The organism is Roseateles sp. DB2 (assembly GCF_051857535.1).
Taxonomy (GTDB): Bacteria; Pseudomonadota; Gammaproteobacteria; order Burkholderiales; family Burkholderiaceae_C; genus Roseateles_B.
On record NZ_JBPZGY010000004.1, the window covers coordinates 467,464 to 489,522 of the forward strand.

Annotated in this window: 20 protein-coding genes; 13 read left to right on the forward strand and 7 right to left on the reverse strand. The window is 66.1% G+C overall.

Annotated features, from left to right (window positions below):
- Positions 1 to 8 precede the first annotated feature (8 nt).
- Positions 9 to 3,248, forward strand: a complete 3,240-nt coding sequence (locus ACS5PK_RS09475; RefSeq protein WP_439439980.1) for an efflux RND transporter permease subunit — start codon at positions 9 to 11, stop codon at positions 3,246 to 3,248.
- A gap of 33 nt (positions 3,249 to 3,281) precedes the next feature.
- Here ACS5PK_RS09475 and ACS5PK_RS09480 read toward each other — a convergent pair whose 3' ends face one another.
- Positions 3,282 to 3,545 carry a hypothetical protein gene (locus ACS5PK_RS09480; protein WP_439439981.1) on the reverse strand — a complete coding sequence of 88 codons (264 nt, stop codon included), beginning with the start codon at positions 3,543 to 3,545 and terminating at the stop codon, positions 3,282 to 3,284.
- Positions 3,546 to 3,720: 175 nt separating this feature from the next.
- Between ACS5PK_RS09480 and aceA the strand changes: the two genes are divergently transcribed.
- Entirely contained in the window at positions 3,721 to 5,019 is a 1,299-nt protein-coding gene (aceA, locus tag ACS5PK_RS09485; RefSeq protein ID WP_430765637.1) for an isocitrate lyase, read from the forward strand.
- A gap of 232 nt (positions 5,020 to 5,251) precedes the next feature.
- Here the strand turns inward: aceA and ACS5PK_RS09490 are convergent, their stop codons facing one another.
- Positions 5,252 to 6,394, reverse strand: coding sequence for an iron-containing alcohol dehydrogenase (locus ACS5PK_RS09490; RefSeq protein WP_439439982.1), 1,143 nt, complete (start codon positions 6,392 to 6,394; stop codon positions 5,252 to 5,254).
- 137 nt (positions 6,395 to 6,531) lie between these two features.
- On the opposite strand from ACS5PK_RS09490, the gene ACS5PK_RS09495 reads away from it, so the two are divergent.
- Both ACS5PK_RS09495 and ACS5PK_RS09500 read left to right on the forward strand, forming a co-directional pair.
- Positions 6,532 to 7,440, forward strand: a complete 909-nt coding sequence (locus ACS5PK_RS09495; RefSeq protein WP_439440003.1) for an alpha/beta hydrolase — start codon at positions 6,532 to 6,534, stop codon at positions 7,438 to 7,440.
- A gap of 5 nt (positions 7,441 to 7,445) precedes the next feature.
- Entirely contained in the window at positions 7,446 to 8,303 is an 858-nt protein-coding gene (locus ACS5PK_RS09500) for a YbgC/FadM family acyl-CoA thioesterase (RefSeq protein ID WP_439440004.1), read from the forward strand.
- Positions 8,304 to 8,325: 22 nt separating this feature from the next.
- Here ACS5PK_RS09500 and ACS5PK_RS09505 read toward each other — a convergent pair whose 3' ends face one another.
- Both ACS5PK_RS09505 and ygfZ read right to left on the reverse strand, forming a co-directional pair.
- Positions 8,326 to 8,595 carry a DUF4936 family protein gene (locus tag ACS5PK_RS09505; protein WP_439439983.1) on the reverse strand — a complete coding sequence of 90 codons (270 nt, stop codon included), beginning with the start codon at positions 8,593 to 8,595 and terminating at the stop codon, positions 8,326 to 8,328.
- The gene (gene ygfZ / locus ACS5PK_RS09510; protein WP_439439984.1) at positions 8,592 to 9,602 is read right to left on the reverse strand and encodes a CAF17-like 4Fe-4S cluster assembly/insertion protein YgfZ; all 1,011 of its coding nucleotides are present in this window, start codon (positions 9,600 to 9,602) and stop codon (positions 8,592 to 8,594) included. The genes ACS5PK_RS09505 and ygfZ overlap by 4 nt, the downstream gene beginning before the upstream one ends.
- A gap of 108 nt (positions 9,603 to 9,710) precedes the next feature.
- Between ygfZ and mltG the strand changes: the two genes are divergently transcribed.
- The 8 genes from mltG to ACS5PK_RS09550 all read left to right on the forward strand — a co-directional run bounded on the left by mltG (position 9,711) and on the right by ACS5PK_RS09550 (position 16,045).
- On the forward strand, positions 9,711 to 10,706 hold the full coding sequence (gene mltG / locus ACS5PK_RS09515; protein WP_439439985.1) for an endolytic transglycosylase MltG: 996 nt from the start codon (positions 9,711 to 9,713) through the stop codon (positions 10,704 to 10,706).
- 19 nt (positions 10,707 to 10,725) lie between these two features.
- Positions 10,726 to 11,343, forward strand: coding sequence for a dTMP kinase (gene tmk, locus ACS5PK_RS09520; protein ID WP_439440005.1), 618 nt, complete (start codon positions 10,726 to 10,728; stop codon positions 11,341 to 11,343).
- Positions 11,337 to 12,374 (forward strand): DNA polymerase III subunit delta', encoded by a 1,038-nt coding sequence (locus tag ACS5PK_RS09525; RefSeq protein ID WP_439439986.1) that lies wholly within the window; start codon positions 11,337 to 11,339, stop codon positions 12,372 to 12,374. The genes tmk and ACS5PK_RS09525 overlap by 7 nt, the downstream gene beginning before the upstream one ends.
- A 195-nt stretch (positions 12,375 to 12,569) precedes the next feature.
- Positions 12,570 to 12,893: a PilZ domain-containing protein gene (locus tag ACS5PK_RS09530; RefSeq protein WP_269632896.1), complete on the forward strand. Its 324-nt coding sequence runs from the start codon at positions 12,570 to 12,572 to the stop codon at positions 12,891 to 12,893.
- Positions 12,894 to 12,962: 69 nt separating this feature from the next.
- Positions 12,963 to 13,742, forward strand: coding sequence for a TatD family hydrolase (locus tag ACS5PK_RS09535; protein ID WP_439439987.1), 780 nt, complete (start codon positions 12,963 to 12,965; stop codon positions 13,740 to 13,742).
- On the forward strand, positions 13,739 to 14,437 hold the full coding sequence (locus tag ACS5PK_RS09540; protein WP_439439988.1) for an ankyrin repeat domain-containing protein: 699 nt from the start codon (positions 13,739 to 13,741) through the stop codon (positions 14,435 to 14,437). Before ACS5PK_RS09535 ends, ACS5PK_RS09540 begins: the two co-directional genes overlap by 4 nt.
- A 179-nt stretch (positions 14,438 to 14,616) precedes the next feature.
- Positions 14,617 to 14,895: a hypothetical protein gene (locus ACS5PK_RS09545; protein WP_439439989.1), complete on the forward strand. Its 279-nt coding sequence runs from the start codon at positions 14,617 to 14,619 to the stop codon at positions 14,893 to 14,895.
- 130 nt (positions 14,896 to 15,025) lie between these two features.
- Positions 15,026 to 16,045, forward strand: a complete 1,020-nt coding sequence (locus ACS5PK_RS09550; protein WP_439439990.1) for an amino acid ABC transporter substrate-binding protein — start codon at positions 15,026 to 15,028, stop codon at positions 16,043 to 16,045.
- A 38-nt stretch (positions 16,046 to 16,083) separates the two neighbouring features.
- On the opposite strand, the gene ACS5PK_RS09555 is transcribed toward ACS5PK_RS09550, so the two are convergent.
- The 3 genes from ACS5PK_RS09555 to ACS5PK_RS09565 all read right to left on the reverse strand — a co-directional run bounded on the left by ACS5PK_RS09555 (position 16,084) and on the right by ACS5PK_RS09565 (position 21,313).
- Positions 16,084 to 17,526 (reverse strand): metallophosphoesterase family protein, encoded by a 1,443-nt coding sequence (locus tag ACS5PK_RS09555; protein ID WP_439439991.1) that lies wholly within the window; start codon positions 17,524 to 17,526, stop codon positions 16,084 to 16,086.
- A gap of 528 nt (positions 17,527 to 18,054) precedes the next feature.
- Positions 18,055 to 19,401, reverse strand: a complete 1,347-nt coding sequence (locus tag ACS5PK_RS09560) for a sigma-54-dependent transcriptional regulator (RefSeq protein WP_439439992.1) — start codon at positions 19,399 to 19,401, stop codon at positions 18,055 to 18,057.
- A 1-nt stretch (position 19,402) separates the two neighbouring features.
- Positions 19,403 to 21,313, reverse strand: a complete 1,911-nt coding sequence (locus tag ACS5PK_RS09565) for a sensor histidine kinase (protein WP_439439993.1) — start codon at positions 21,311 to 21,313, stop codon at positions 19,403 to 19,405.
- 377 nt (positions 21,314 to 21,690) lie between these two features.
- Here ACS5PK_RS09565 and ACS5PK_RS09570 point away from each other — a divergent pair.
- Positions 21,691 to 22,059: branched-chain amino acid ABC transporter permease (locus ACS5PK_RS09570; RefSeq protein ID WP_439440006.1), on the forward strand; the 369-nt coding region annotated here is incomplete at its 3' end.

The window sequence follows — 22,059 nt, forward strand, 5'->3', positions numbered from 1 at the left end:
ACCGCATCATGTGGATGACCCGCGTCTCCATCCAGAACCCGGTCTTCGCGACCATGGTGATGGTGGCCCTGTGCGTGATGGGCCTGTTCGCCTATTCCAAGCTGGGCGTCGAGCCCATGCCAGACATCAGCTTCCCCGGTGCGCAGATCGACGTCGCCTATCCCGGCGCCTCGCCCGAGGCCATCGAGCGCGAGATCCTGCGCCCGCTGGAGGAATCGCTCAACACCATCGCCGGCGTGGACACCATCCGCTCGCGTGCCTATGAAGGCCGCAGCCAGGTCTGGGTGATGTTCAACCTGAATGCCGACATGAACCGCGGCATGCAGGAGATCCGCGACCGCGTCGGCATGGTGCAGGCCAGCTTTCCGCGTGACGTGAAGCCACCCACCATCACCCGCTTCCAGGGGGACAACCAGCAGCCCGTGGTCGTGATGTCGCTGATCAGCGAGACCCGCTCGGCGCGCGAGCTCTCCATGATGGCCGAGCTGACCGTCTCCAAGCGCCTGACGCGCGTGGAGGGCGTGGCCCTGGTGGACATCGGCGGCATGGTCTCCCGCGAAGTGCGTGTGGACCTGGACCCGCAGCGCCTGCGTGCTTATGGCGTGACGCCGGCCGAGGTGGCCACCGCCCTGCGCGAGGCCAATGCCGACCAGCCCGTGGGCCTGCTCTCCGACAAGCTCAGCGACGCCATCCTGCGCGTCGAGGGCCGGGTGAAGGACCCCAAGGAATTCGCCAAGATCGTCGTGGCTCGCCGTGGCAACCTCGTGCTGACCCTGGGCGACCTGGGCACCCTGGTCGAGCGTGAGCGCGAGGCCACCACCATCGCCCGCATCAACGGCAAGCCCGCCGTCACCTTCAGCGTCTTCAAGCAGCAGGACGCCAACGTGGTGGCCACCGGCGAGGCCGTCAAGGAGGCCATGGAAGAACTGCGCAAGACCCTGCCCAAGGACGTGGAACTGCGCCTGATCAACGCCAACAGCGACTGGGTCAAGGGCTCCCTGGACGGCCTGCGCCACACCCTCATCGAGGGCGCACTGCTGACCGTGGCCATCGTCTTCCTGTTCCTGCACAGCTGGCGCTCGACCATCATCACCGGCCTGACCCTGCCCATCGCCGTGATCTCCAGCTTCCTGGCCGTGCATGCCTTCGGCTTCACGCTGAACTTCATGACGATGATGGCGCTGTCGCTGTGCATCGGCCTGCTGATCGACGATGCCATCGTGGTGCGCGAGAACATCGTCCGCCACGTGGGCATGGGCAAGGACCACCACCAGGCCGCCTTCGACGGTACCAACGAGATCGGCCTGGCCGTGATGGCCACCACCTTCGCCATCTGCGCCGTGTTCGTGCCCGTGGCCTTCATGGGCGGCATCATCGGCAAGTTCTTCCATCCCTTCGGCATCACCGTGGCGGTGGCCGTGCTGGTCTCGCTGTTCGTGAGCTTCACGCTGGACCCGATGATGTCCAGCATCTGGAAGGACCCGCCCAGCACCTGGCTGCGCAAGTTCTGGGGACTGCGCCACCTGATCAACGGCACCGACCGCGTCATGGACGTGCTGCATGGCACCTACGAACGCGTGATCCGCTGGGTCTTCAGCGGCCGCCGCTACCGCGTCTTCGTGCCGCCGGTGCCCGCCTATGGCCGTCCCTTCGACGATCAGGGCCAGCGTGACCGCAGCCAGAAGCGTCGCCTGCGCTTTGCCACCCTGACACCCCGCGGCCTGGTGATGTGGGGCGGTTTCATGAGCTTCGTCATGGCCCTCGTGCTGGCGGGCTTCGTGGGCAGCGAGTTCGTGCCCCAGACCGACCAGGGCTTCACCCAGCTGAGCCTGCGCATGCCCGTGGCGACCAGCCTGGAACGCGGCGATGCCAAGGTGGCGCAGGTCGAGGAGATCCTCAAGAGCTATCCCGAGATCAAGACCGTGTCCACCGTGGTGGGTGCCTCTGGCGATGGCATGGCCACGGGCCGCAACCAGGCCGTGCTCAACATCGCGCTGACGGACCGCAAGGACCGCAAGCGCACGCAGAAGCAGATCGAGGACGCCATGCGCGAGGACCTGGCCCGCATCCCCGGCATCGAGCTGTCGGTGGGCTTCGACCGTCCCGTGTGGATCAACCTGCTGGGCAACGACTCCGAGCAGTTGACCAAGGCCGCCAACGAGCTGGCCGCCGCCATCCGCAAGGTGCCCGGCGCCGTCGACGTGGACACCACCGTCAAGCCCGGCCTGCCCGCCTTCGCGGTCAAGCTGAAGGAATCGGCCGTGCGCGAGCTGGGCCTCACCGCCCCGCAGTTGGCATCGTCTCTGCGCGCCTATGTCAACGGCGAGGTGGCGACGTACTGGACCACGCCGGACGGCAACCAGGTCGAGGTGCTGCTGCGCCTGCCGCAGGCCCAGCGCGAACGCATCGACCAGATGCAGAAGCTGCCCGTGGCCTTTGCCAAGGACGGCAGTCCCATCAGCCTGGACCAGGTGGCCACCATCGAGCCGGTGTTCAACCCCGAGGTGATCCGCCGCGAGTCCCTGCAGCGCCGCGAGGCCGTGTATGCCGCGGTCAAGGACCGCAGTGCCGGGGAGGTCAATGCCGACGTACAGAAGATCGTCAAGAACATGCAGCTGCCCCCGGGCGTCAGCTTCAAGGTCGATGGAGCCGGCAAGCAACAGGCCGAGGCCTTCAAGGGCCTGCTCTCGGCCATGGGTCTGGCGGTGATCTTCATCTACATCGTGCTGGCCAGCCAGTTCGGCAGCTTCATCCAGCCCATCGCCATCATGGCCTCGCTGCCCCTGGCCCTGATCGGGGTGATGCTGGCCCTGCTGTTCTGGGGTTCGACGCTCAACGTTTTCTCCATGATCGGCCTGGTGATGCTGATGGGCCTGGTGACCAAGAACGCCATCCTGCTGGTGGACTTCGCCAACCACGCTCGCAAGGCCGGCGCCACGGTCAGCGAAGCCCTGCTGGAGGCCGGCCTGATCCGCATGCGCCCCATCATCATGACCACGGCGGCGATGATCTTCGGCATGCTGCCCATGGCCATGGCGCTCAACGAGGGCAGCGAGCTGCAGGCGCCCATGGGCCGGGCCATCATCGGCGGGGTGATCACCTCCACGCTGCTGACCCTGGTGGTGGTGCCGGTGCTGTACTCCTACCTGGTGCGCGACAAGAAGCGCAAGCCCCTGGCCCAGGCCCCTGCGGCAGGTCCCCACACCCCGGTGCTGACCGGTAATGCCGGCGTGGTGCCTGCCAAGTAAGCGCGGGATCGGCGGGGCCCTTCGCCCCGCCTGTCACCCTCCAGGCCGCTGGCGATACCAGCGGCCTTTTTTCTGCCCGACTGGTTCCGACTGGTGAAAAGGCGGCACGACAGATCGATCTGAATTCCGCAATACGGCATGGATGTCCCAACGGTAGCTCAGCAGCTCTGCCTGATGATTCTTTTGCTCCCGCACTACGAAAACGACCGGACCCTCGTTGGCTTCCAGGACTCGATATTTCACGATGCGCAATCCGCATTTCAGATCGCAAAAAGGAACGCTGCTGCGATGCAGCAAGATTTCTCATCATGGTAAAAATCGTTTTGCAATACGAAATCTGCAATTTAAGTTGTTGATTTATAAGAGAAAGATTTTTAGTCTTATATAAGACATAAGTCACCACAAAGACCTGCCCAGGCTCTAGATTTGAGTCCAACGAGTTCTTCGTTTCACATCTCACCAGGAGCTAAGCATGACGACTCTGACCCGTGAACAGCAAATCGCCGCCCTCGAAAAGGACTGGGCCGAGAACCCCCGTTGGAAGGGCATCAAGCGCGGCTACACCGCCGCTGACGTGGTGCGCCTGCGCGGCTCCCTGAAGATCGAGCACACCCTGGCCCAGCGCGGTGCCGAGAAGCTGTGGAACCTGGTCAACACCGAGCCTTTCATCAACGCCCTGGGCGCCCTGACTGGCAACCAGGCCATGCAGCAGGTCAAGGCCGGCCTGAAGGCCATCTACCTGTCCGGCTGGCAGGTCGCCGGCGATGCCAACAGCAATGGCGAGATGTACCCCGACCAGTCCCTGTATTCGGTGGACTCGGTGCCCAAGGTCGTCAAGCGCATCAACGCCACCTTCAAGCGCGCTGACGAAATCCAGTGGAGCGAAGGCAAGAACGACACCGACTTCTTCGCCCCCATCGTGGCCGATGCCGAAGCCGGCTTCGGCGGCGTGCTGAATGCCTTCGAGCTGATGAAGTCGATGATCGAGGCCGGTGCCGCCGGCGTGCACTTCGAAGACCAGCTGGCTGCCGCCAAGAAGTGCGGCCACATGGGCGGCAAGGTGCTGGTCCCGACCCGCGAGGCCGTGGCCAAGCTGGTCGCCGCCCGTCTGGCCGCCGACGTGATGGGCACGCCGACCGTGCTGCTGGCCCGTACCGACGCCGAAGCCGGTGACCTCGTCACCACCGACGTGGACGACAACGACAAGCCCTTCTGCACCGGCGAGCGCACCGTGGAAGGCTTCTTCCGCACCCGCAACGGCCTGGACCAGGCCATCAGCCGCGGCCTGGCCTATGCGCCCTATGCCGACATGATCTGGTGCGAGACCGGCAAGCCCGACCTGGCCTTTGCCAAGGCCTTTGCTGACGCCATCCACGCCAAGTTCCCCGGCAAGCTGCTGGCCTACAACTGCTCGCCTTCCTTCAACTGGAAGAAGAATCTGGACGACGCCACCATTGCCAAGTTCCAGCGCGAGCTGGGCGCCATGGGCTACAAGTTCCAGTTCATTACCCTGGCCGGCTTCCACAGCCTGAACTACTCGATGTTCGACCTGGCCTACGGCTATGCGCGCAACAACATGAGCGCCTTCGTCGAGCTGCAGGAGAAGGAGTTCGCCGCCGCCGACCGTGGCTTCACGGCCGTCAAGCATCAGCGTGAGGTCGGTACCGGTTATTTCGATGCCGTGACCACCACCATCGAGGCCGAGGCCTCCACCGCCGCCCTCAAGGGCTCGACCGAGGACGAGCAGTTCTTCGACAAGAAGCACGGCTGATCGGTCGATTCGCCCGGATGCCCGGCTCGAGCCTGGGCTCCGGAGGGATCCAGAGGCAAGGCCTGACCCCGCAAGGTGTCAGGCCTTTTCATTGTGGCCTGCATCGACACCCTGGGCGAGTGAGCTGCCGACATGCCTCGCAGGATGCGGAGCCTGGGTGTGGGAGGGCGCTCAACACTCGCGTGAGGCCTGCTGGCAAGGGGCCACGCAAGCTCCCACCGAGTTCACGCTCTCAAGCGCAGTTCCGCAGAAGCCCCGCGTAATCCCCGGCACTCGCTTCTCTCGGATTCGTCCCATGACAGTGGTCCTTGAGCGCCCGCTCGATGATGAGATCAGCATCCGACAAGTCCAGACCCATGTCAGACAGGCGCGTGGGCAGCGCCAGGTCTTGCGTGCGCTGGCGCAGGGCCTCGGCCAGTGCCTCTGGCGCCGCGTCTGCAAGGCCCATGGCCTGGGCCAGCCTCGCCAGCTTGGCCTCGGCCTGCATGCTCACATGGCGGGCATTAAAGCGCAGGACCGCCGGCAGGAAGACGGCATTGAGCGTGCCATGGTGCGCCTGGGGATGAAGCCCGCCAATCGCATGGCTCAGCGAATGCACGCAGCCCAAACCCTTCTGGAATGCCATGGCCCCCATGGCGCTGGCGCACATCATCTGCAGGCGCGCCTCCAGATCATCCCCCTGGCGGACGGCCTGCTCGATGGCGGCCCAGCCCCTGCGCAGGCCCTCCAGCGCGATGCCATCCGCCACCGGGTTGAAGGCGGCAGACATGAAGGTCTCCAGGCAATGGGCAAGGGCGTCCATGCCTGTGGCGGCTGTCAGGCCAGGCGGCAGGGACTGGGTGAGCACCGGATCGCACAGGGCCAGGCGTGGCAGCAGGTGCCAGGAATGGAAGCCCAGCTTGCGGCCGTCGTCCGTGATCAGCAGCGAGCCTCGTGCCACCTCACTGCCCGTGCCGGCCGTGGTGGGCACCGCGATCAGGGGCAGTGCCCGCGGGCCGATGCGGCCGCTGCCGCCCTCGATCGTCGCGTAGTGGTGAAGGGGGCCGTCATGGGTGGCCATCAGCGCCAGACCCTTGGCCAGGTCGATGCTGGAGCCGCCGCCGATGGCAATGAGCCCGTCGCAGCCTTCGTCACGCCAGCGTTGCAAGGCCTCGCGGACTGCCGTCTCGGTCGGGTTGCCGGGCGTGCCGTCTTCAATGGCCAGCGGCCAGCCGCTCAGACCTTCCAGTGCCAGGTCAAGCACACCAGCTGCCCGCACGCCGCGGTCGGTGATCACCAAGGGCTTCCGAAAGCCCAGCGCGCGCGCCTCCTCGCCCAGGCGCAGCCGTGCACCAGCCTCAAGGTAGACGGGATTGACGAAGCGGATCAATGCCATGGACGGTCCTTCTGGTTTTCGGGGCCCTGCAAGCAAGCCTTGGCCGGTCTGCGAAAATGCCCGCCCTGGCCGCCGCGCGATGCGCTGCAGCCTAAGCCCTGGAGTCCCCTTTGAGTAGCACCTTGTTGACACCGCGCATGGCAGCGGTGCTGGAGCGCATCCACCGCGCCAACCGACCGGCCTTCCACAGCCTGACGCCCAAGCAGGCCCGCATTGGCTACCTGATGGGGGCCGAGATCCTGGACCTGCCGCGCGCACCGCTGGCTCGCGTCGAGAACCTGACAGTGCCCGGCGCTGCTGGCCCTCTGCAGGCACGGTTGTATGCGCCAAGCGACGCCGTCTTGCCCGTGCTGCTGTACTTCCACGGCGGCGGCTTCACCATCGGCAGCCTGGAGACCCACGACAGCCTGTGCCGCCAACTCGCCCTGCGCAGCGGCTGCGCGGTGATCGCGCTGGATTACCGCCTGGCCCCGGAGCACAAGTTCCCGGCCGCCGTCGACGACTGCTGGGCCGTGATGAAGTGGCTGCCCGGTGCCGCCTCGGCCCTTGGCCTGGACGGCAGCCGCCTGGCGGTCGGGGGCGACAGCGCTGGCGGCACACTGGCCGCCGTCTGTGCCCTGCATGCCAGGGATCAGGGCCAGCCGCTGGCCCTGCAGTTGCTGATCACGCCGGGCACCACCGCGCATGCCGACACGGCTTCCCACAAGCTCTTTTCGCAGGGCTTTCTGCTGGACGCCTCGTCCATCCAGTGGTTCTTCGACCACTACATCGAGCACCACCATCGCAAGGACTGGCGCTTTGCGCCGCTTGAGGCCCCGGACCATGCGGATCTCGCGCCGGCCGCGCTGATCCTGGCCGAGTGCGACCCCCTGGTTGACGAGGGCCTGGCCTATGGCGATCTGCTGCGCAGCCAAGGCGTGGCGGTGCAGCTGGAGCTGTTCCGCGGCGTGACCCACGACTTCATCAAGATGGGCCGTACCATCCCCGAAGCCCTGCACGCCCTGGGCGCCTGCGCTGAGGCCCTGAAGGAGGCCCTGAAACCATGAAGACCATGACCCGACAGGACTTCCGCTGCCTTGAGCGTCTGCGCGTGCGCTGGGCCGAGATCGACGCGCAGCAGATCGTCTTCAACGCCCACTACCTGGGCTATTTCGACACCGCCGTGGGTGCCTACTGGCGTGCACTGGCCCTGCCGTATGCCGACACCATGAAGACGCTGGGCGGCGATCTCTTCGTGCGCAAGTCCACTGTGGAGTATCTGGGCTCGGCCCATTACGACGACCTGCTGGACATCGGCGTGCGCTGTGCCCGCGTGGGCACCACCTCCATGACCGTGCAGTGTGCCGTCTTCCGTGGCGATGAGCTGCTGGTGCACGGCGAGCTGGTCTATGTCTTTGCCGACGTCAGCAGCCAGCGTCCACTGCCCGTGCCCCAGGCCCTGCGCGACACCTTGCTGGGTTTCGAGGCGGGGGAAGCCATGGTGACGGTCCGGGTGGGCGACTGGGATCAGTTGGGCGGGCACGCCAGCGCCATCCGGCAGGCGGTTTTCGTGCAGGAGCAGAAGATCCCGGCCGAGATGGAGTGGGATGCCGCCGATTCCAGCTGCGTGCATGCGGTGGCCTACAACCGCCTGGGCGTGCCCCTGGCCACCGGGCGCCTGCTGGAGCATGTGCCTGGCGTGGCCAAGATAGGCCGCATGGCGGTGATGCGCAGCATGCGGGGCGCCCGCATCGGGCGCGAGGTGCTGGAGGCGCTCATGCAGGCAGCACGCGAGCGCGGTGACCGCGAGGTGCTGCTGCATGCCCAGCTCTCTGCCGCCAGTTTCTACATGAGGGCGGGCTTTCAGCAGCGCGGCCCGCTGTTCGAGGAAGCGGGCATCCAGCACGTGGAGATGGTGCGCTCGCTCTGAGCTCCGCTGGCTGGCGCCACCCTCAGACCGGTACGAACTGTTCCAGATGCCGCGGGCCCTGGATGAAAGGGCCCAGGGCTGCGGCCAGGGCGGGTTCCGTCTGCGCGCCGGTGTCGGCTGCGTGGATTTCCATCCAGGTCTGCAGTGCGCCCGCGCCGGCATCGAGGCGGCGCATCAGGCGCACGCTGCCCGCGGGTATAGCCTGCTGAAAGGCCTGCAGCGCCGCTGCCGCGTCCGATTCATGGACGCGGTAGTAGACGAAGCGCTCGATGCCTGGGCGACCTTGGTTCATTGCGGCTCCGTGATCTCGTAGGGCAGCGCCTGCGGCCTCAGTGCCGGGCCTTGGGCCGAACCCAGGTGCAGGCTGCCGGATTGCAGCGCTGCCAGCTTGGTCTCGACCAGCAGCAGGCTGCCCTGGCCCTGCGGCGCCGCACTGGCCACCAGGCCGGCGGGCTGCTCGGGATCCTCGCTATGGAAGACCTCCTGGCCGATCTGCGCCGGAGCGTCGCAGGCAAAGGCGAAGGTCCGGCGCTTGATGGTGCCGCGGTACTGGCTGCGGGCCACGATCTCCTGGCCGGGATAGCAGCCCTTCTGGAAGTTGACCCCGCCCAGCAGTTCCAGGTTCAGCATCTGTGGCACGAACTGTTCGACCGTGGCGCCGCGCACCCAGGCCAGGCCGGAGGCGACATCCAGTGCAGCCCACTCCGAAGGGCTGATGCCGCTCAGATCAGGCCCTGGAGCATCGGCCGGGGCCAGGAGCAGGTAGCGCGCCACGCCGCCATCCCGCGTGCCGGCATCCGGCAAGCGGGTCGCCCAGGCCAGGCGGCCATCTGGCAAGACCTTGCTGATGACGGACCAGGGCGCTGCCGTGCCCTCGGCACGCAGCCACTTCTGGGCTGCCTGGCCGGCCATGCCCCATGCAGTCCAGCCGCCGGGCTGGCTGGCGCTGGCATCGACAAGCTTGCACTTGGCGCGCATCACGAACATGGACAGGCGCTTCTGCGTTGGCGGCAGCAGTTCGGCGGGCAGGGCCAGCAGCACGGCGTCCGAGGCGGGCTTGAAGGCCACCATGGTGGCCAGCAAGCGGCCCTTGGGCGAGCAATAGCCCGCGAGGCGCGCCTGCTGGGGCGTCTGGAGGGCCAGGTCTTGCGTCAGCTGGCTGTGCAGGAATTTGGCGGCGTCATCTCCGAGGGCGGCGATGACGCCCCAGTCTTCGAGGCGGATGGCACCCTCAATCCCCGCGGCCAGTGCGGGCGCGGGCAGGGCGGTGGTACTTGTGCTGGGCAATGCTTGGCTCATGGGCGAATTATGATTTGCCCCGCCTGTCCCTGGGCGCTGCAAGGTTGAGCCTTGCCGAGGCCGCGCTCATTGCCTTCATTGTTCAGTCGCCCGGAATCCGTCTTCTGCATGTTCAAGTTCCTTCGCACCGTATTCCTGTTGCTGCTGCTCGCGGCTTTGGCGCTGGCCGGCTCGGCCTGGTGGTGGCTGCAGCGGCCCCTGACCCTCAATGCCCCCACCGTGGAGCTGTCCATCGAGCCCGGGGCCTCGCCGCGCGAGGTGGCGGGGGCCTGGGTGCTGGCCGGCGTGCAGGAGGATGCCCGTCTGCTGTACCACTGGTTCCGCTGGTCCGGGCAGGCCCGCCAGATCCGTGCCGGCAGCTATGAGGTCCGCCAGGGCATCACGCCTCGCGGCCTGCTTGACAAGATGGTCCGAGGCGAGGAAGTGCTGGAACAGGTGCGGCTGATCGAAGGCTGGACCTGGCGCCAGTTCCGCGCGGCGCTGGCCAAGGCGCCCGCACTCAAGCAAACGATTCAGGACCTGGACGATGGGGCGGTGATGGCACGCCTCGGGCTGCCTGGCGTCTCGCCAGAGGGCCGCTTCTTCCCGGATACCTATGCCTACAGCCGCGGTGTCAGCGACCTCACCGTGCTCAAGCGCGCCCAGCAGGCCATGCAGCGCAAGCTGGATGCCGCCTGGGCCTCGCGCGCCCAGGGACTGCCCTTGAAGAGTGCCGATGAAGCCCTGATCCTGGCCTCCATCGTCGAGAAGGAGACCGGCGCCGCGGCCGACCGCGCCATGGTGGCCTCCGTCTTCGTCAATCGCCTGCGCATCGGCATGCCGCTGCAGACCGACCCGACGGTGATCTACGGCCTGGGCGCTGCGTTCGACGGCAATCTTCGCAAGCGCGACCTGCTGGCGGACACCCCCTACAACACCTATACCCGGGGCGGTCTGCCGCCCACGCCCATCGCCATGCCCGGAGTGGCCTCCCTGCAGGCTGCCTTGCATCCAGCGCCGAGCAAGGCCCTGTACTTCGTGGCCCGGGGTGATGGCAGCAGCGTCTTCTCCGATGATCTGGCCGCGCATAATCGCGCCGTCAATCAATACCAGCGCGGCCATTGAGCCCGCGCTTTCCAGGACCATAAGCGTGAGCGGCCGATTCATTTCCTTCGAAGGCATAGACGGGGCGGGTAAATCCACCCACATCGCTGCCGTGAGCGAGCGCCTGCGCCGGGCCGGTGCTGAGGTGCTCAACACCAGGGAGCCGGGCGGCACGCCACTGGCTGAGCGCCTGCGCGAGCTGGTCCTGCATGAGCCCATGGACGTCCTGACCGAGGCCCTCCTGGTCTTTGCCGGGCGCCGTGACCATGTGCGCGAGGTCATCGAGCCCGCCTTGGCCGCCGGGCGCACCGTGGTCTGCGATCGCTTCACCGACGCGAGCTTCGCCTACCAGGGCGGCGGCAACGGCCTGCCCATGACCGTGCTGACGCAGCTGGAGGCCTGGGTCACCGAGGGGCGCCAGCCGGATCTGACGATCTGGTTCGACCTGCCCCCGGCCATGGCGGCCGCGCGCCGGGCAGCAGCCCGCGCGGCCGACCGCTTCGAGCAGCAGGACCTCGACTTCTTCGAGCGCGTGCGCGCCGGCTATGCCGCACGCGCCGCCGCTGCACCGCAGCGCTTTGCCCGCATCGATGCCAGTGTCGATGTGGCTGGCGTCGGGTCCCAGATCGTGGCCCTGCTGGAGCAGCGCGGATGGTGAGCATCAAGGAAGACGGTGCCCTGGCCCTGCCATGGCTGGACCGTCCGCTGATCCATGCCCTGCAACAGGCCCGCTCGCACGCCTTGCTGGTGCAGGGGCCTGAGGGGGTGGGGCAGCTGGAGATGGCGCTGGCGCTGGCGCAGTCCTGGCTGTGCGAATCGCCCTTGTCGACAGGCCTGGCCTGCGGACGCTGCGCTAGCTGCCATCTGTTCCAGTCCCGCTCGCATCCCGACTTCATGCTGCTGGTGCCTGATGCCTGGCGCGATGCCCTGGGCCTGGAGGCCGATGAGGCCGAAGTCGCCAAGGACGGCGAAGGCAAGGTCAGCAAGAGCAAGCCCAGCCGCGAGATCAAGGTGGATGCCGTGCGCGCCATGCTCGGTTTCGCCCAGGTCACGGCGGCCCGAGGGCGCGCCAAGGTGGTGGTGCTGTTTCCGGCTGAAAGCCTCAATACCGTGGCGGCCAATGCCCTGCTGAAGACGCTGGAGGAGCCTGCGGGCCTGCTGCGCTTCGTGCTGGCGAGCTCGGCGCCCGAGAGCCTGTTGCCCACCATCCGCAGCCGCTGCCAGCCGGTGCCCCTTGGCCTGCCGCCTCGCGATCAGGCTCTGGCCTGGCTGGCCGGGCGCGGCGTGGCCTCGCCGGAAGTTCTGCTCGATGCCTGCGGCGGCCGGCCGCAACAGGCCTTGCAGTGGTCCGAGGACGGCGTGGCGGCCAAGAGCTGGCTGGAACTGCCGCGGCGCATTGCCCGCAATGAGGCCACCGCGCTGAGCGACTGGCCCGTGCCGCGCGCCATCGAGGCGATGCAGCGACTGGCCACCGACCTGATCCGTACGGCCCATGGTGCGCCGCCCGCCTACTTCCCGCGTGACGCCCTGCCGGCTCCCCGCAATCCCGATGCCATGCAGGAATGGGCGCGCGTACTCAAGGAAGCCGCCCGCCATGCCGAGCACCCAGTCAACGCCCCGCTGCTGCTGGAGTCCTTGGTGGGGCAGGGGCAGCGGCTGATGCGGGTGTCGGTGCGCAAGGACGCCTGAGGGCGCTGTCCGCACCAGCGCTTCCCTGACGCTCCGCGAAGATGTCCCTTCAATTGCTCACAGATCCACGGGCCACTGCCCGCCACCGCCCCGGAGGCATTCGTTACACTTGCCTGCATGAGTGACATCCCCGCCAAGTCCCAGGCCGCAGCCCTGGCTGCCGCGCAGCCCGGTGGGGGCGCCCGCCCCAGCATGATGCAGCTGGTCTTCAAGGAGAAGGGCGCTCTGTACGCGGCCTACATCCCGGCTTTCGCCGATGGCGGCCTGTTCGTCCCCACACCGCGCGAATACAAGCTGGGTGAAGACATCTACCTGATCCTCACGTTGCCGGATGATCCTCAGCGTTATCCCATCGCTGGCAAGGTGGCCTGGATCACGCCGGCCAATGCCTCGGGCGGCCGCACGCAGGGCGTCGGCGTCAAGTTCCCTGGTGACGAGAAGACACGCCTGATTCGCCTGAAGATCGAAGAGATCCTGGGTACGGCAATCTCCTCCACCAAGCCCACGCAGACGCTCTGAACCGGCTTGGCCGGGGCTTGCCGCAGCCTGCGGCGGGCCATGGCGCCGGGTTCATTTCATCGCAATGCCATGTTCATTGATTCCCACTGCCATCTGAGCTTTCCTGAGCTCAGCGCCCAGTTGCCGGAGATCCTCGCGGCCATGGAGGCGTCCCAGGTCCGCCAGGCCCTGACCATCTGCACGACAATGGAGGAGTTTCCCGCCGTGCTGGCCCTGGCGCAGACCCATGCCCAGCTCTTTGCCAGCGTGGGGGTGCACCCCGACAACGAAGATGTCCACGAGCCCAGCGAGGATGAGCTGGTAGCCGCCAGTCAGCACGAGAGAGTGCTTGCCATCGGCGAGACCGGCCTGGACTACTACCGCCTCAATGGCCGCAGCCTGGACGACATGGCGTGGCAGCGCGAACGCTTCCGCACCCACATCCGCGCAGCCCGCCGCGTGGGCAAGCCCCTGGTGATCCACACGCGCTCCAGTGCGGCCGACACCCTGTGCATCCTCAACGAGGAGGGCGCAGAGCAGGCCGGTGGTGTCTTCCACTGCTTCACCGAAAGCCTTGAGGTGGCCAAGGCCGCGGTGGACAAGGGCTACTACGTTTCCTTCTCCGGCATCCTGACTTTCAAGAACGCGGCCGATCTGCGCGAGGTGGCCGCGGCCCTGCCGCTGGACCGGCTGCTGATCGAGACCGACAGCCCCTACCTGGCGCCGGTGCCCTATCGTGGCAAGACCAACAGCCCCGCCTATGTGCCCCACGTGGCCGCTCAACTGGCAGCCATCAAAGGGCTGAGCGTGGAGGCCGTGGCAGAAGCCACGACGGCCAATGTGCGCCGCCTCTTTCGCATGCCGACATGAGCAGGACAGGGCGCGCGCTGCTGCTGGTCCTGGCGGCCTGCCTGGGGCTTGCGCGCGCCGGCGCCGAGCCACCGGCTGCGCGCGTGTCCGTCTTCCGGGCTGCGACCGACGACGAGTTTCGCGACCTGATGCTGGCGGCGGCGCGGGACCAGCCCAGCTTCGTGATGAAGCTGCTGCTGTCCGGCGTGGACCCCAACCAGGCGGATGCTCAGCGCAACACGGCCTTGCACAAGGCCATCATGGAGGAGTCCGAACGGGTGGTGAAGCTGCTCATCGAGCATCCCCAGACCGATGTCAATGCCCTGAACCAAGCCGGTGAAACCCCTGTGATGCTGGCCGCCTTGCGTGGGCGCCTGCCCTGGGTACAGGCCCTGGTGCGTCGCGGGGCGCTGATCAATGAGGCCGGTTTCACGGCCCTGCACTATGCCTGCAGCGGGCCGGACAACGGCGTCGCCGCCTGGTTGGTGTCTCAGGGCGCTGAACTTGATGCCCGCTCGCCCAATGGCAGCACACCACTGATGATGGCCGCAGGCTATGGATCGCCCGACGCCGTGGAGGTCCTGCTGCAGGCGGGGGCCAATGCCAGCCTGGTGAATGACAAGGGCTTGAGCGCGCTTGACTTTGCACGGCAGTCGGGCCGGCCCGAGCTGATGCGGCGCATCCAGGCTGCCTTGAGCGAGCCTTATCCTTACTGAGACGAGGCTCACAGGCGGACCTGCTAGGCGGACCTGCTAGGCGGACCTGCTGCTTCTGCGGCTGACAGTCTCGTCAGGTTTTTTCCGACACGCGCTTTGTCCTGTGCCCGACTGGGCCGACCCGGTGGCTTTGCCTACAGTGGACCCATCACAAGGCGCCAAGCCTGCAGGAGACCCTGATGTCCACCCGCCCGACCCCTTTCAGTACCAATCCCTTCGCCATGCTGCTGGACCCTGAGCAGTACGCCCGCGAGGCGGCGCACTCGGACCGCCTCAACCGCCTGCGCAGCCGCATCTACCGCCCGCTGGACAAGCCCCTGATCCCCAAGGCTGTCAGCGCCGAGCAGGCGGCCTATGACCGCCTGGTCGACAGCAGCCGCGTCGCGCCGGAAGACTTCCTGGACGACGAGGGCATTGATGCCGGCATGCAGCAGGCACAGGCCGAGGCCAGTCACTGAGAAGGCCGGCAAGCCCCGCAAATACTGGGGCTTGCACGCTTGCGGCAGGAGCCGCATCGCGCACAATGCGGCCGGTCCCCATCGTGGCCAGCGCAGCGCTGGACAGGAGGGCTCAACTCTCCTGCGCCGCATGTTCCGTCCCCCTGGCTTTCACTCTGCCCCCAACTGCCGCCGCCGTCTGCTCAGCGCAGCAGGTCTGCTGGCTCTGGGGCTGCCCGCCTGGGCAGTGCCGCAGAGTGCTGGCGGGGGCACGGCGCCTCCGGGGGCAACGGCCTCACCGGTGCCTGCGCCGTCTGCCTCGACCCGCGTCGAGGCTTCGCGCACACTCACGCGCATCCGCGACACCGGCGTGATCGTGTTGGGCTACCGCCCGGCCTCCCTGCCGTTTTCCTACCTAGACGGCCGGCTCAAGCCGGTGGGCTACTCAGTGGAGTTGTGCGAGCGCGTGATCGACGCCATCCGCGAGCAGCTCCGGCTGCCGGACCTGGAAGTCAAGCAGATTGCCGTCAACTCTGCCACGCGCATGCCACTGGTTGCCAACGGCACCCTGGACCTGGAATGCGGCATCACCACCCACACGGCCGAGCGTGCGCGCAGTCAGTCCTTCTCCACGACCACCTATGTGGCGGAAAGCCGCCTGCTCTCGCGCCGCGGCCAGATGATGCGTACGGTCGAGGACCTGCGCGGCCTGACCGTGGCCTCGACCATAGGCACGACCAGCCTGCAGTACATGCACCAGCTCAACGTGCAGAAGGGCCTGGGCTTTCGCATCCTGGTGGGGCAGGACGACCAGGAGTCCTTCCGCCTGCTGCAGACCGGCCGTGCTGTGGCCTATGCCATGGACGACGTGCTGCTGCGCAGCCTGATCGCCCAGGTTCGTGACCCGCAGGAGTACTACATTGCCGAGCAGCCGCTGTCAGTGGAGCCCTATGCCATCGGCCTTCCACCCAATGACCCTCAGTTCAAGCGGCTGGTGGACGGTGTCATCACTGGGCTCTACCGCAGTGGCGAGATCCAGGCCATCTACCAGCGCTGGTTCCAGAGCCCTATCCCGCCGCGCGGCCTGAACCTGCAGCTGCCGATGGGGGAGGCTTTCAAGCGGGTGATCGCAAAGCCGACGGATTCGCCGGATCCAGGGGCGTATCGCTGAGTCGGTGGCCTGGAGCTGGGGACGTGCCTAGGCGTGCATTACAAGTGCAGGCCACGGGTCTTCGGAAATAGGATGTCTTGCTGAAACGCGTGAGCAAACCTGAGGCTCTGAGGATCCCATGAGAATCGCGTGGCCTTGAAAACATGACCCGTCTCGGTGCTCGCGATTTGATAGACGTTGACCGCGCGATGGCGTGAACCTTCTTCCGATGCTTTCGCGGACGAGGCGGACATGATGTGCGCGAAGGGCCGACCACTCAGATGCGAGATGATCCCGCGCATCCGCTCAGCAGCGTCGTTCAGCGCCTTTCTGTCGTTTCGGTCAAACCGCTCCTTGATCTTGGTGTAGAGCTCGTTCATCTCTGACTCATCGAACAAGCCACCCTGTCCATCATCTCCCACTGTCGAGAGGTACTTCAGGAGTTGCTCCTTGAGGACTACCGGGTTGTTGAGGGACTTCTGGAGTATTCCGATGATGGCTTGAGTACTTTCCTCGTCCAGTGGCTTGCCCTTCGATTTCGTGACAGCGAGAAGGCCGATGACCAGTCGAAGGGCTTTGCTTAGCCGTCTGCCATCTTCGTCCACACCGAGGGGGAGAGCCTTGATGCCAAGAATGCGGCGGACGTAGTTGAAGGCGAGCCGAATCTGACCGCGTCTATCAAAGTTGTCGGAATAGGTGCTGACGTGGACATCCGCGATGTGCTTGTGTCCGCATAGCAGTACGTCGAAGTCAGACATGGCCAGATTCTGGAAGACGGTTCGCTTCTGGGCCATTTGCAGCAGCGGTTCGGCACGAGCATTCGACGGCTCAAAGAGATAGTGATGCATGACCAGCACCTTCAAGGCGCCGAGGAACTTTGCCGTGGGAATCTTGCTTCCATCGGACCTGGTGAGTTCGCCGGCCATGCCCTTGTCGTAAAGCGACAGAATCGTCGCGGATTGGCGGCGGGAAAGTCTGCCCTTGGCAATCCGGTCCAGCGAGATCGTTGATCCGAGGTGCTCTGTCTCGGGGTCACCCAGGTAGCAGGTGTCCAGGCTGCAAAACAGTACCGAGAGGTCGTCTTCCTCGTGCCAGTTGTAGCGAACGCCGTTGTCCGCATCCTTCCACTTGTACTGATGGAATACACCGAAGAAGTTCTTGAGGGACGACTGCCACCTCTTGAACTCCGCCCCCGTAGTTGGAGCATTGAATGCGTCATGATTGCCTGGGACGATCAGTGGGATCAGTCCACGTGCCTCGGCATGCAGACCGAAGTACTCGCCGTCGGAGTAGATTTGGTCATGGATCCACTGGTAAGCGCGCTCCAGACTGATCTTGTCACCGATGTTGGTGATGTCGCCAGAAACGACCAGATGAGATGGCTTTTGCTCGTCAATCAGTCGTTCAATGTCCCGCAAACATGCCAGCGAATGGCGGTGCTTTCTCGCGTCCCCACTCGGGGCCTCGTGGAAGTGAAGGTCCGAAATATGAATGATCTTCAATGGATGCTCCCTTTACTGCGGGCTCTCCGGGGAGGACAGCTCGTGCATTCTCTTGACGTGCGCGATGGTCAGGGCGCACGGGCTTGCATAGCATGCCTCCATGAACCGAGGATGTCACTAGGTGTGTGAATCCGGGATTTCCCCTTGGTATGTACGGGTGGGCGCAATCGTCTCGCGGATCCGGATGCGGTGCAGCGTCGGAGTTAGTCCCGACGGGCCGGATGATTCTGGCGCGTTGGAGCTCCCTCGGTGGCATCGGTCTGTACGATCGGATGCGGCCGCATCCCGTTGGCGCACTCAAACGCCCCAGGCAACTGGGCCAGCACGGTTGCCATGCCAGATGGTTTTGCTGTCCGCTGAACTATCTCGCTAATTGACAGTCTGCATCCGTCGAGTTCGGCGGATGCGATGGTGGCATTGCATTGAAAGTTCTTCCCAGCAGGTTGATTGCGGACCTCTGCTGTCAACCTCAACCCATCTCCTCGAGCCCAGTCATATCATCGCGAACAAGCAGTCGGCCGAAATGGCTCACCCCCCGCTGCGAAACCTCTCCAGCTCAATCCCGTGCCTATGCAGCTTGTCGTAGAGCGTCTTCTTCGGCGTCCCCAGCAGCTCCATCACCGCAGGGATCTTGCCGTTGCAGCGGCGCAGGGCCTGCTCGATCAGAGTCTTCTCGATCAGGTCCATCTGCCTGGACAGGGTCAGCGGCGCAGGCTCGATCAGCTGGGTCTCATTGCCACCCGCCAGACCCAGCACGAAGCGGTCGGCGGCATTGCGGATCTCGCGCACATTGCCTGGCCAGTCGTGTGACATCAGCTCGCGCAGGCGCTGCGGGTCCAGCTCCGGCGCGGGGCGCTCGTAGCGGGCCGCCGCCTGCGCAATGAAGTGCTGGAAGAGCAGGGGGATGTCCTCGCGGCGCTCGCGCAGCGGCGGCAAGGTCAGGGTGGCCACATTGAGCCGGTAGTACAGGTCGCCTCGGAACTGCTGGGCTTCGCTCATGGCCTTGAGGTCGGCCTTGGTGGCGGCGATCACGCGGACATTGATAGGCACTTCCTCGTTGGAGCCCAGGCGCTCCAGGCGGCGCTCCTGCAGCACCCGCAGCAGCTTGATCTGCAGGGGGACGGGCATGGTCTCGATCTCGTCCAGCAGCAGGGTGCCGCCGTTGGCAAACTCCAGCTTGCCCACGCGGCGCTTGGCCGCTGAGGTGAAGGCGCCGGGCTCGTGGCCGAACAGCTCGCTCTCGAACAGATTTTCCGGCAGGCCGCCGCAGTTGATGGCCACGAAATGGCGGTCGCGGCGCTTGCTCTGGTCGTGCAGGCAGCGAGCGACCAGCTCCTTGCCGGTGCCGGTCTCGCCCAGGATCATCACATCGGCCGAGGTGTCGGCCAGGTTGAGGATCTGCTTGCGCACCTGCTGCATGGCGGCGGACTGCCCCAGCAGCACGGCCTCGATCCCGTTGGCGCGTTGCAGCTGCGAGCGCAGATCGTCCACGGCATTGCGCAGCATGCGCTTGTCCAGGGCCCGCAGCGCCGTCTCGACGAAGCGCTCGGGCGCGAAGGGCTTCTCGATGAAGTCATAGGCGCCAATGCGCATGGCCTGCACCGCCATGGCCACATCCCCGTGCGCGGTGATCAGCACCACGGGGATGCTGGGGTCCACGCTCATCACGTGCTCCAGCAGGCGCATGCCGTCCATGCCTGGCAGGCGGACGTCACTCATCACCACGATCTGTGCTCCGGGCACGATCTCCGGCAGCGCTTCCTCGGCGGTGCCGCAGGCTTGCACCTCCAGCCCGGCGAGCTCCAGCGATTGAGACAGGCTCAGCCTGACCGGCGGATCGTCCTCGACGAAGAGAACCTTGTAACCCTCAAACATGTCATTCCCAGGCCAAATCAAACTCGAAACACATGCCACCGGCCTCCGCATGCGGCATGTCCTCGGGCGGTACAGCCTTGAGCGTACCGCCGAATTCATGGACGATCTTGGACGAGATCACCAGCCCCAGGCCCAGGCCCTGTCCCGCAGGCTTGGTGGTGAAGAAGGGCTCGAACAGGCGCGGCACCAGGGCAGGGTCCAGCCCCTTGCCGTTGTCTCGCACCTGTACGCGCACACGCTCGCCGTCGAGCCGCGCACTGATCAGCAGGCGGCGGGGTGAGACCTCGTCCATGGCATCGATGGCATTGCCCACCAGGTTCACCAGCACCTGCTCCAGTCGGTTGGCGTCGGCCTTGACCCGCAGGTTGTCGGGCAGGGGCAGGTCTTGCCTGACCTCGACCTGGGCGCTGCGCAGGCGATGCTCCAGCAGCAGCAGCACATTGGCGATGGCGCTCTGCAGCACGGCCGGCTCGGCAGCGTTCTCGGCCTTGCGGGCAAAGCTCTTGAGCTGGCGGGTGATCGCGGCCATGCGCTCCACGACGCTGTCGATGGCCTTGAGGTTCTCGGCCACGGTCTGCGTTCGACCTGCCTCCAGGAAGCGCAGGGTGTTGGCTGAGAGTGCCCGCAGGGCGGTCAGCGGCTGGTTCAGCTCGTGCGAGATGCCGGCGGACATCTGGCCAAGCACGGCCAGCTTGCCTGCCTGGACCAGCTCGGTCTCGGCCTGCAGCCTTTGTGCGATCTGGCGCTTCAGTTCCTCATTGGTGGTCCGCAGCTCGCGGGTGCGGTGATCCACCAGGCGCTCCAGTTCCCCGTGGGCCTTCTGCAAGGCCGTCTGCGCCTGGAAGACTTGGCGAAGGGCGCGACGGCGCGAGGCCAGGTAGAGGCTCATCAGGCCCACGCTGGCCCCGAAAGCGCCGCCACCCCAGGTGGCGTAATGCGCCTGGCGCCAGACCTCGGCCGGGTCGGACAGCGTGACCAGTCGAACACCCAGCGGCGCGGCCACCCGCTGCTGGGCCAGCAACAGGCCGCCCTCGCGCAGGCCCTTGGCAGCGGGCACGGCCACCAGCAGGGCGTCCTGCTTCTCCATGCCTTCGGTGTCCACGCCCATGCCCTGGAGGTCCGCTCCGGGGTAGCGGCCCGAGGCCTGCAGCGCAGCACGCACCTCAGGAGTCACATGGCCCAGGATGCGGTACTTCCACTCCGGCACCGAGGACATGATCAGCACTTCGTTGTCATCCACCACCAGCAGCTTCTCGCCATGCGAGCGCAGGCCCAGGTCCACCCAGGTGGCCTCCAGCGGGGCGAGATTCAGTCGAACAACCACCGCGGCCTGCAGCTGCCGCTGGCGTCGCACCAAGTGCAGCATGAAGTACTCGGTGCTGCCATTGCCCTCATTGACGGCAAAGAAATGCTGGGCCTGGGCCTGGAGGGCGTCCCGCAGGCGCGCCTGCTCGCCGACGCTCAGCGGGTTGTTGCCGGTGTTGCTGGCCTGGCTGCTCGCCAGCACATTGCCCTGAGCATCCACCAGGTAGGAGGCGCTGGCCCCGGCCCGGACGGTGATGCGCGCCAGCTTCAGGTCGGCCCGACGACGCAGGGTGCTGTCCTGGGGCTGGGCGATCAGGGCCTGCACCTCTTCATCGATGGCGATCAGGTTGGGCAGGTAGTCATGACGCGCCAGCTCGGCATCCAGCGCGGCGGTGTAAAGCTCCAGCCGCTCACTAGCCACGGCGGCGAGCTGCGCCATGCCGGCGTTCTCGCTAAGCCTTTGTCCCAGCAACATCCCCAGCGCCACCAGGGCCAGGGTCAGCCAGACATGGGCACTGGGCTTGCGCAGGCGGGCGGCCCAGCGCCGCCACCAGGGGCGGGTATCCGGCGGGGGCAGGGCTTGCAGTAGGGCAGGGGGTGCGCTCATCAGGTGGCGTAGTGTGCCCAATCGCTGCCGGGGTGTCGCGCCTGTGCAAGGGCTGGGCCGGGCATGGCTGGAGGCTGGATCTGCTGCCCCTGGCTTCCCTGTGTGGAAATCCGCACAGGGAAGCCAGGGGGTGGGCGATATTCCGCCCAGTTACGAGCCCATGACGAACGACACCTTTCCACACAGGCAAGACTTGACCCTCGACAAAGCGGATTCGGACTGCGAGTGGTCTTAGAAACAAAGGGTAAACACCAGGATTTGACTCGCGAGTGGCCTGGTGTTTACCCGCAAGTCCTGCGATGTGGCACGGCTCGTGCAGTGACTGTGCCCAGTGGGGCGGCGGTTTCGCCCGGCAAAAAAGCAAAGGAAGACCTGTTATGGAGACTTTTCTGCAACAGATCATCAATGGCCTGGTGCTCGGGAGCATGTATGCGCTCGTGGCCCTGGGTTACACGATGGTCTACGGCATCATCAACCTCATCAATTTCGCCCACGGCGAGATCCTGATGGCCGGTGCGCTCACCAGCTGGACAGTCGTCACGCTGCTGGCTGACGCCGGCCTGCCTGGCTGGGCGCTGATGGTGATCGCGCTGATGTGCGCGGTGACCGTGTGCACCTTCCTGAACTTCACGATCGAGAAGATCGCCTACCGCCCCCTGCGCAACGCACCGCGGCTGGCGCCGCTGATCACGGCGATGGGCATGTCGCTGCTGCTGCAGACGCTGGCGATGATTGTGTGGAAGCCG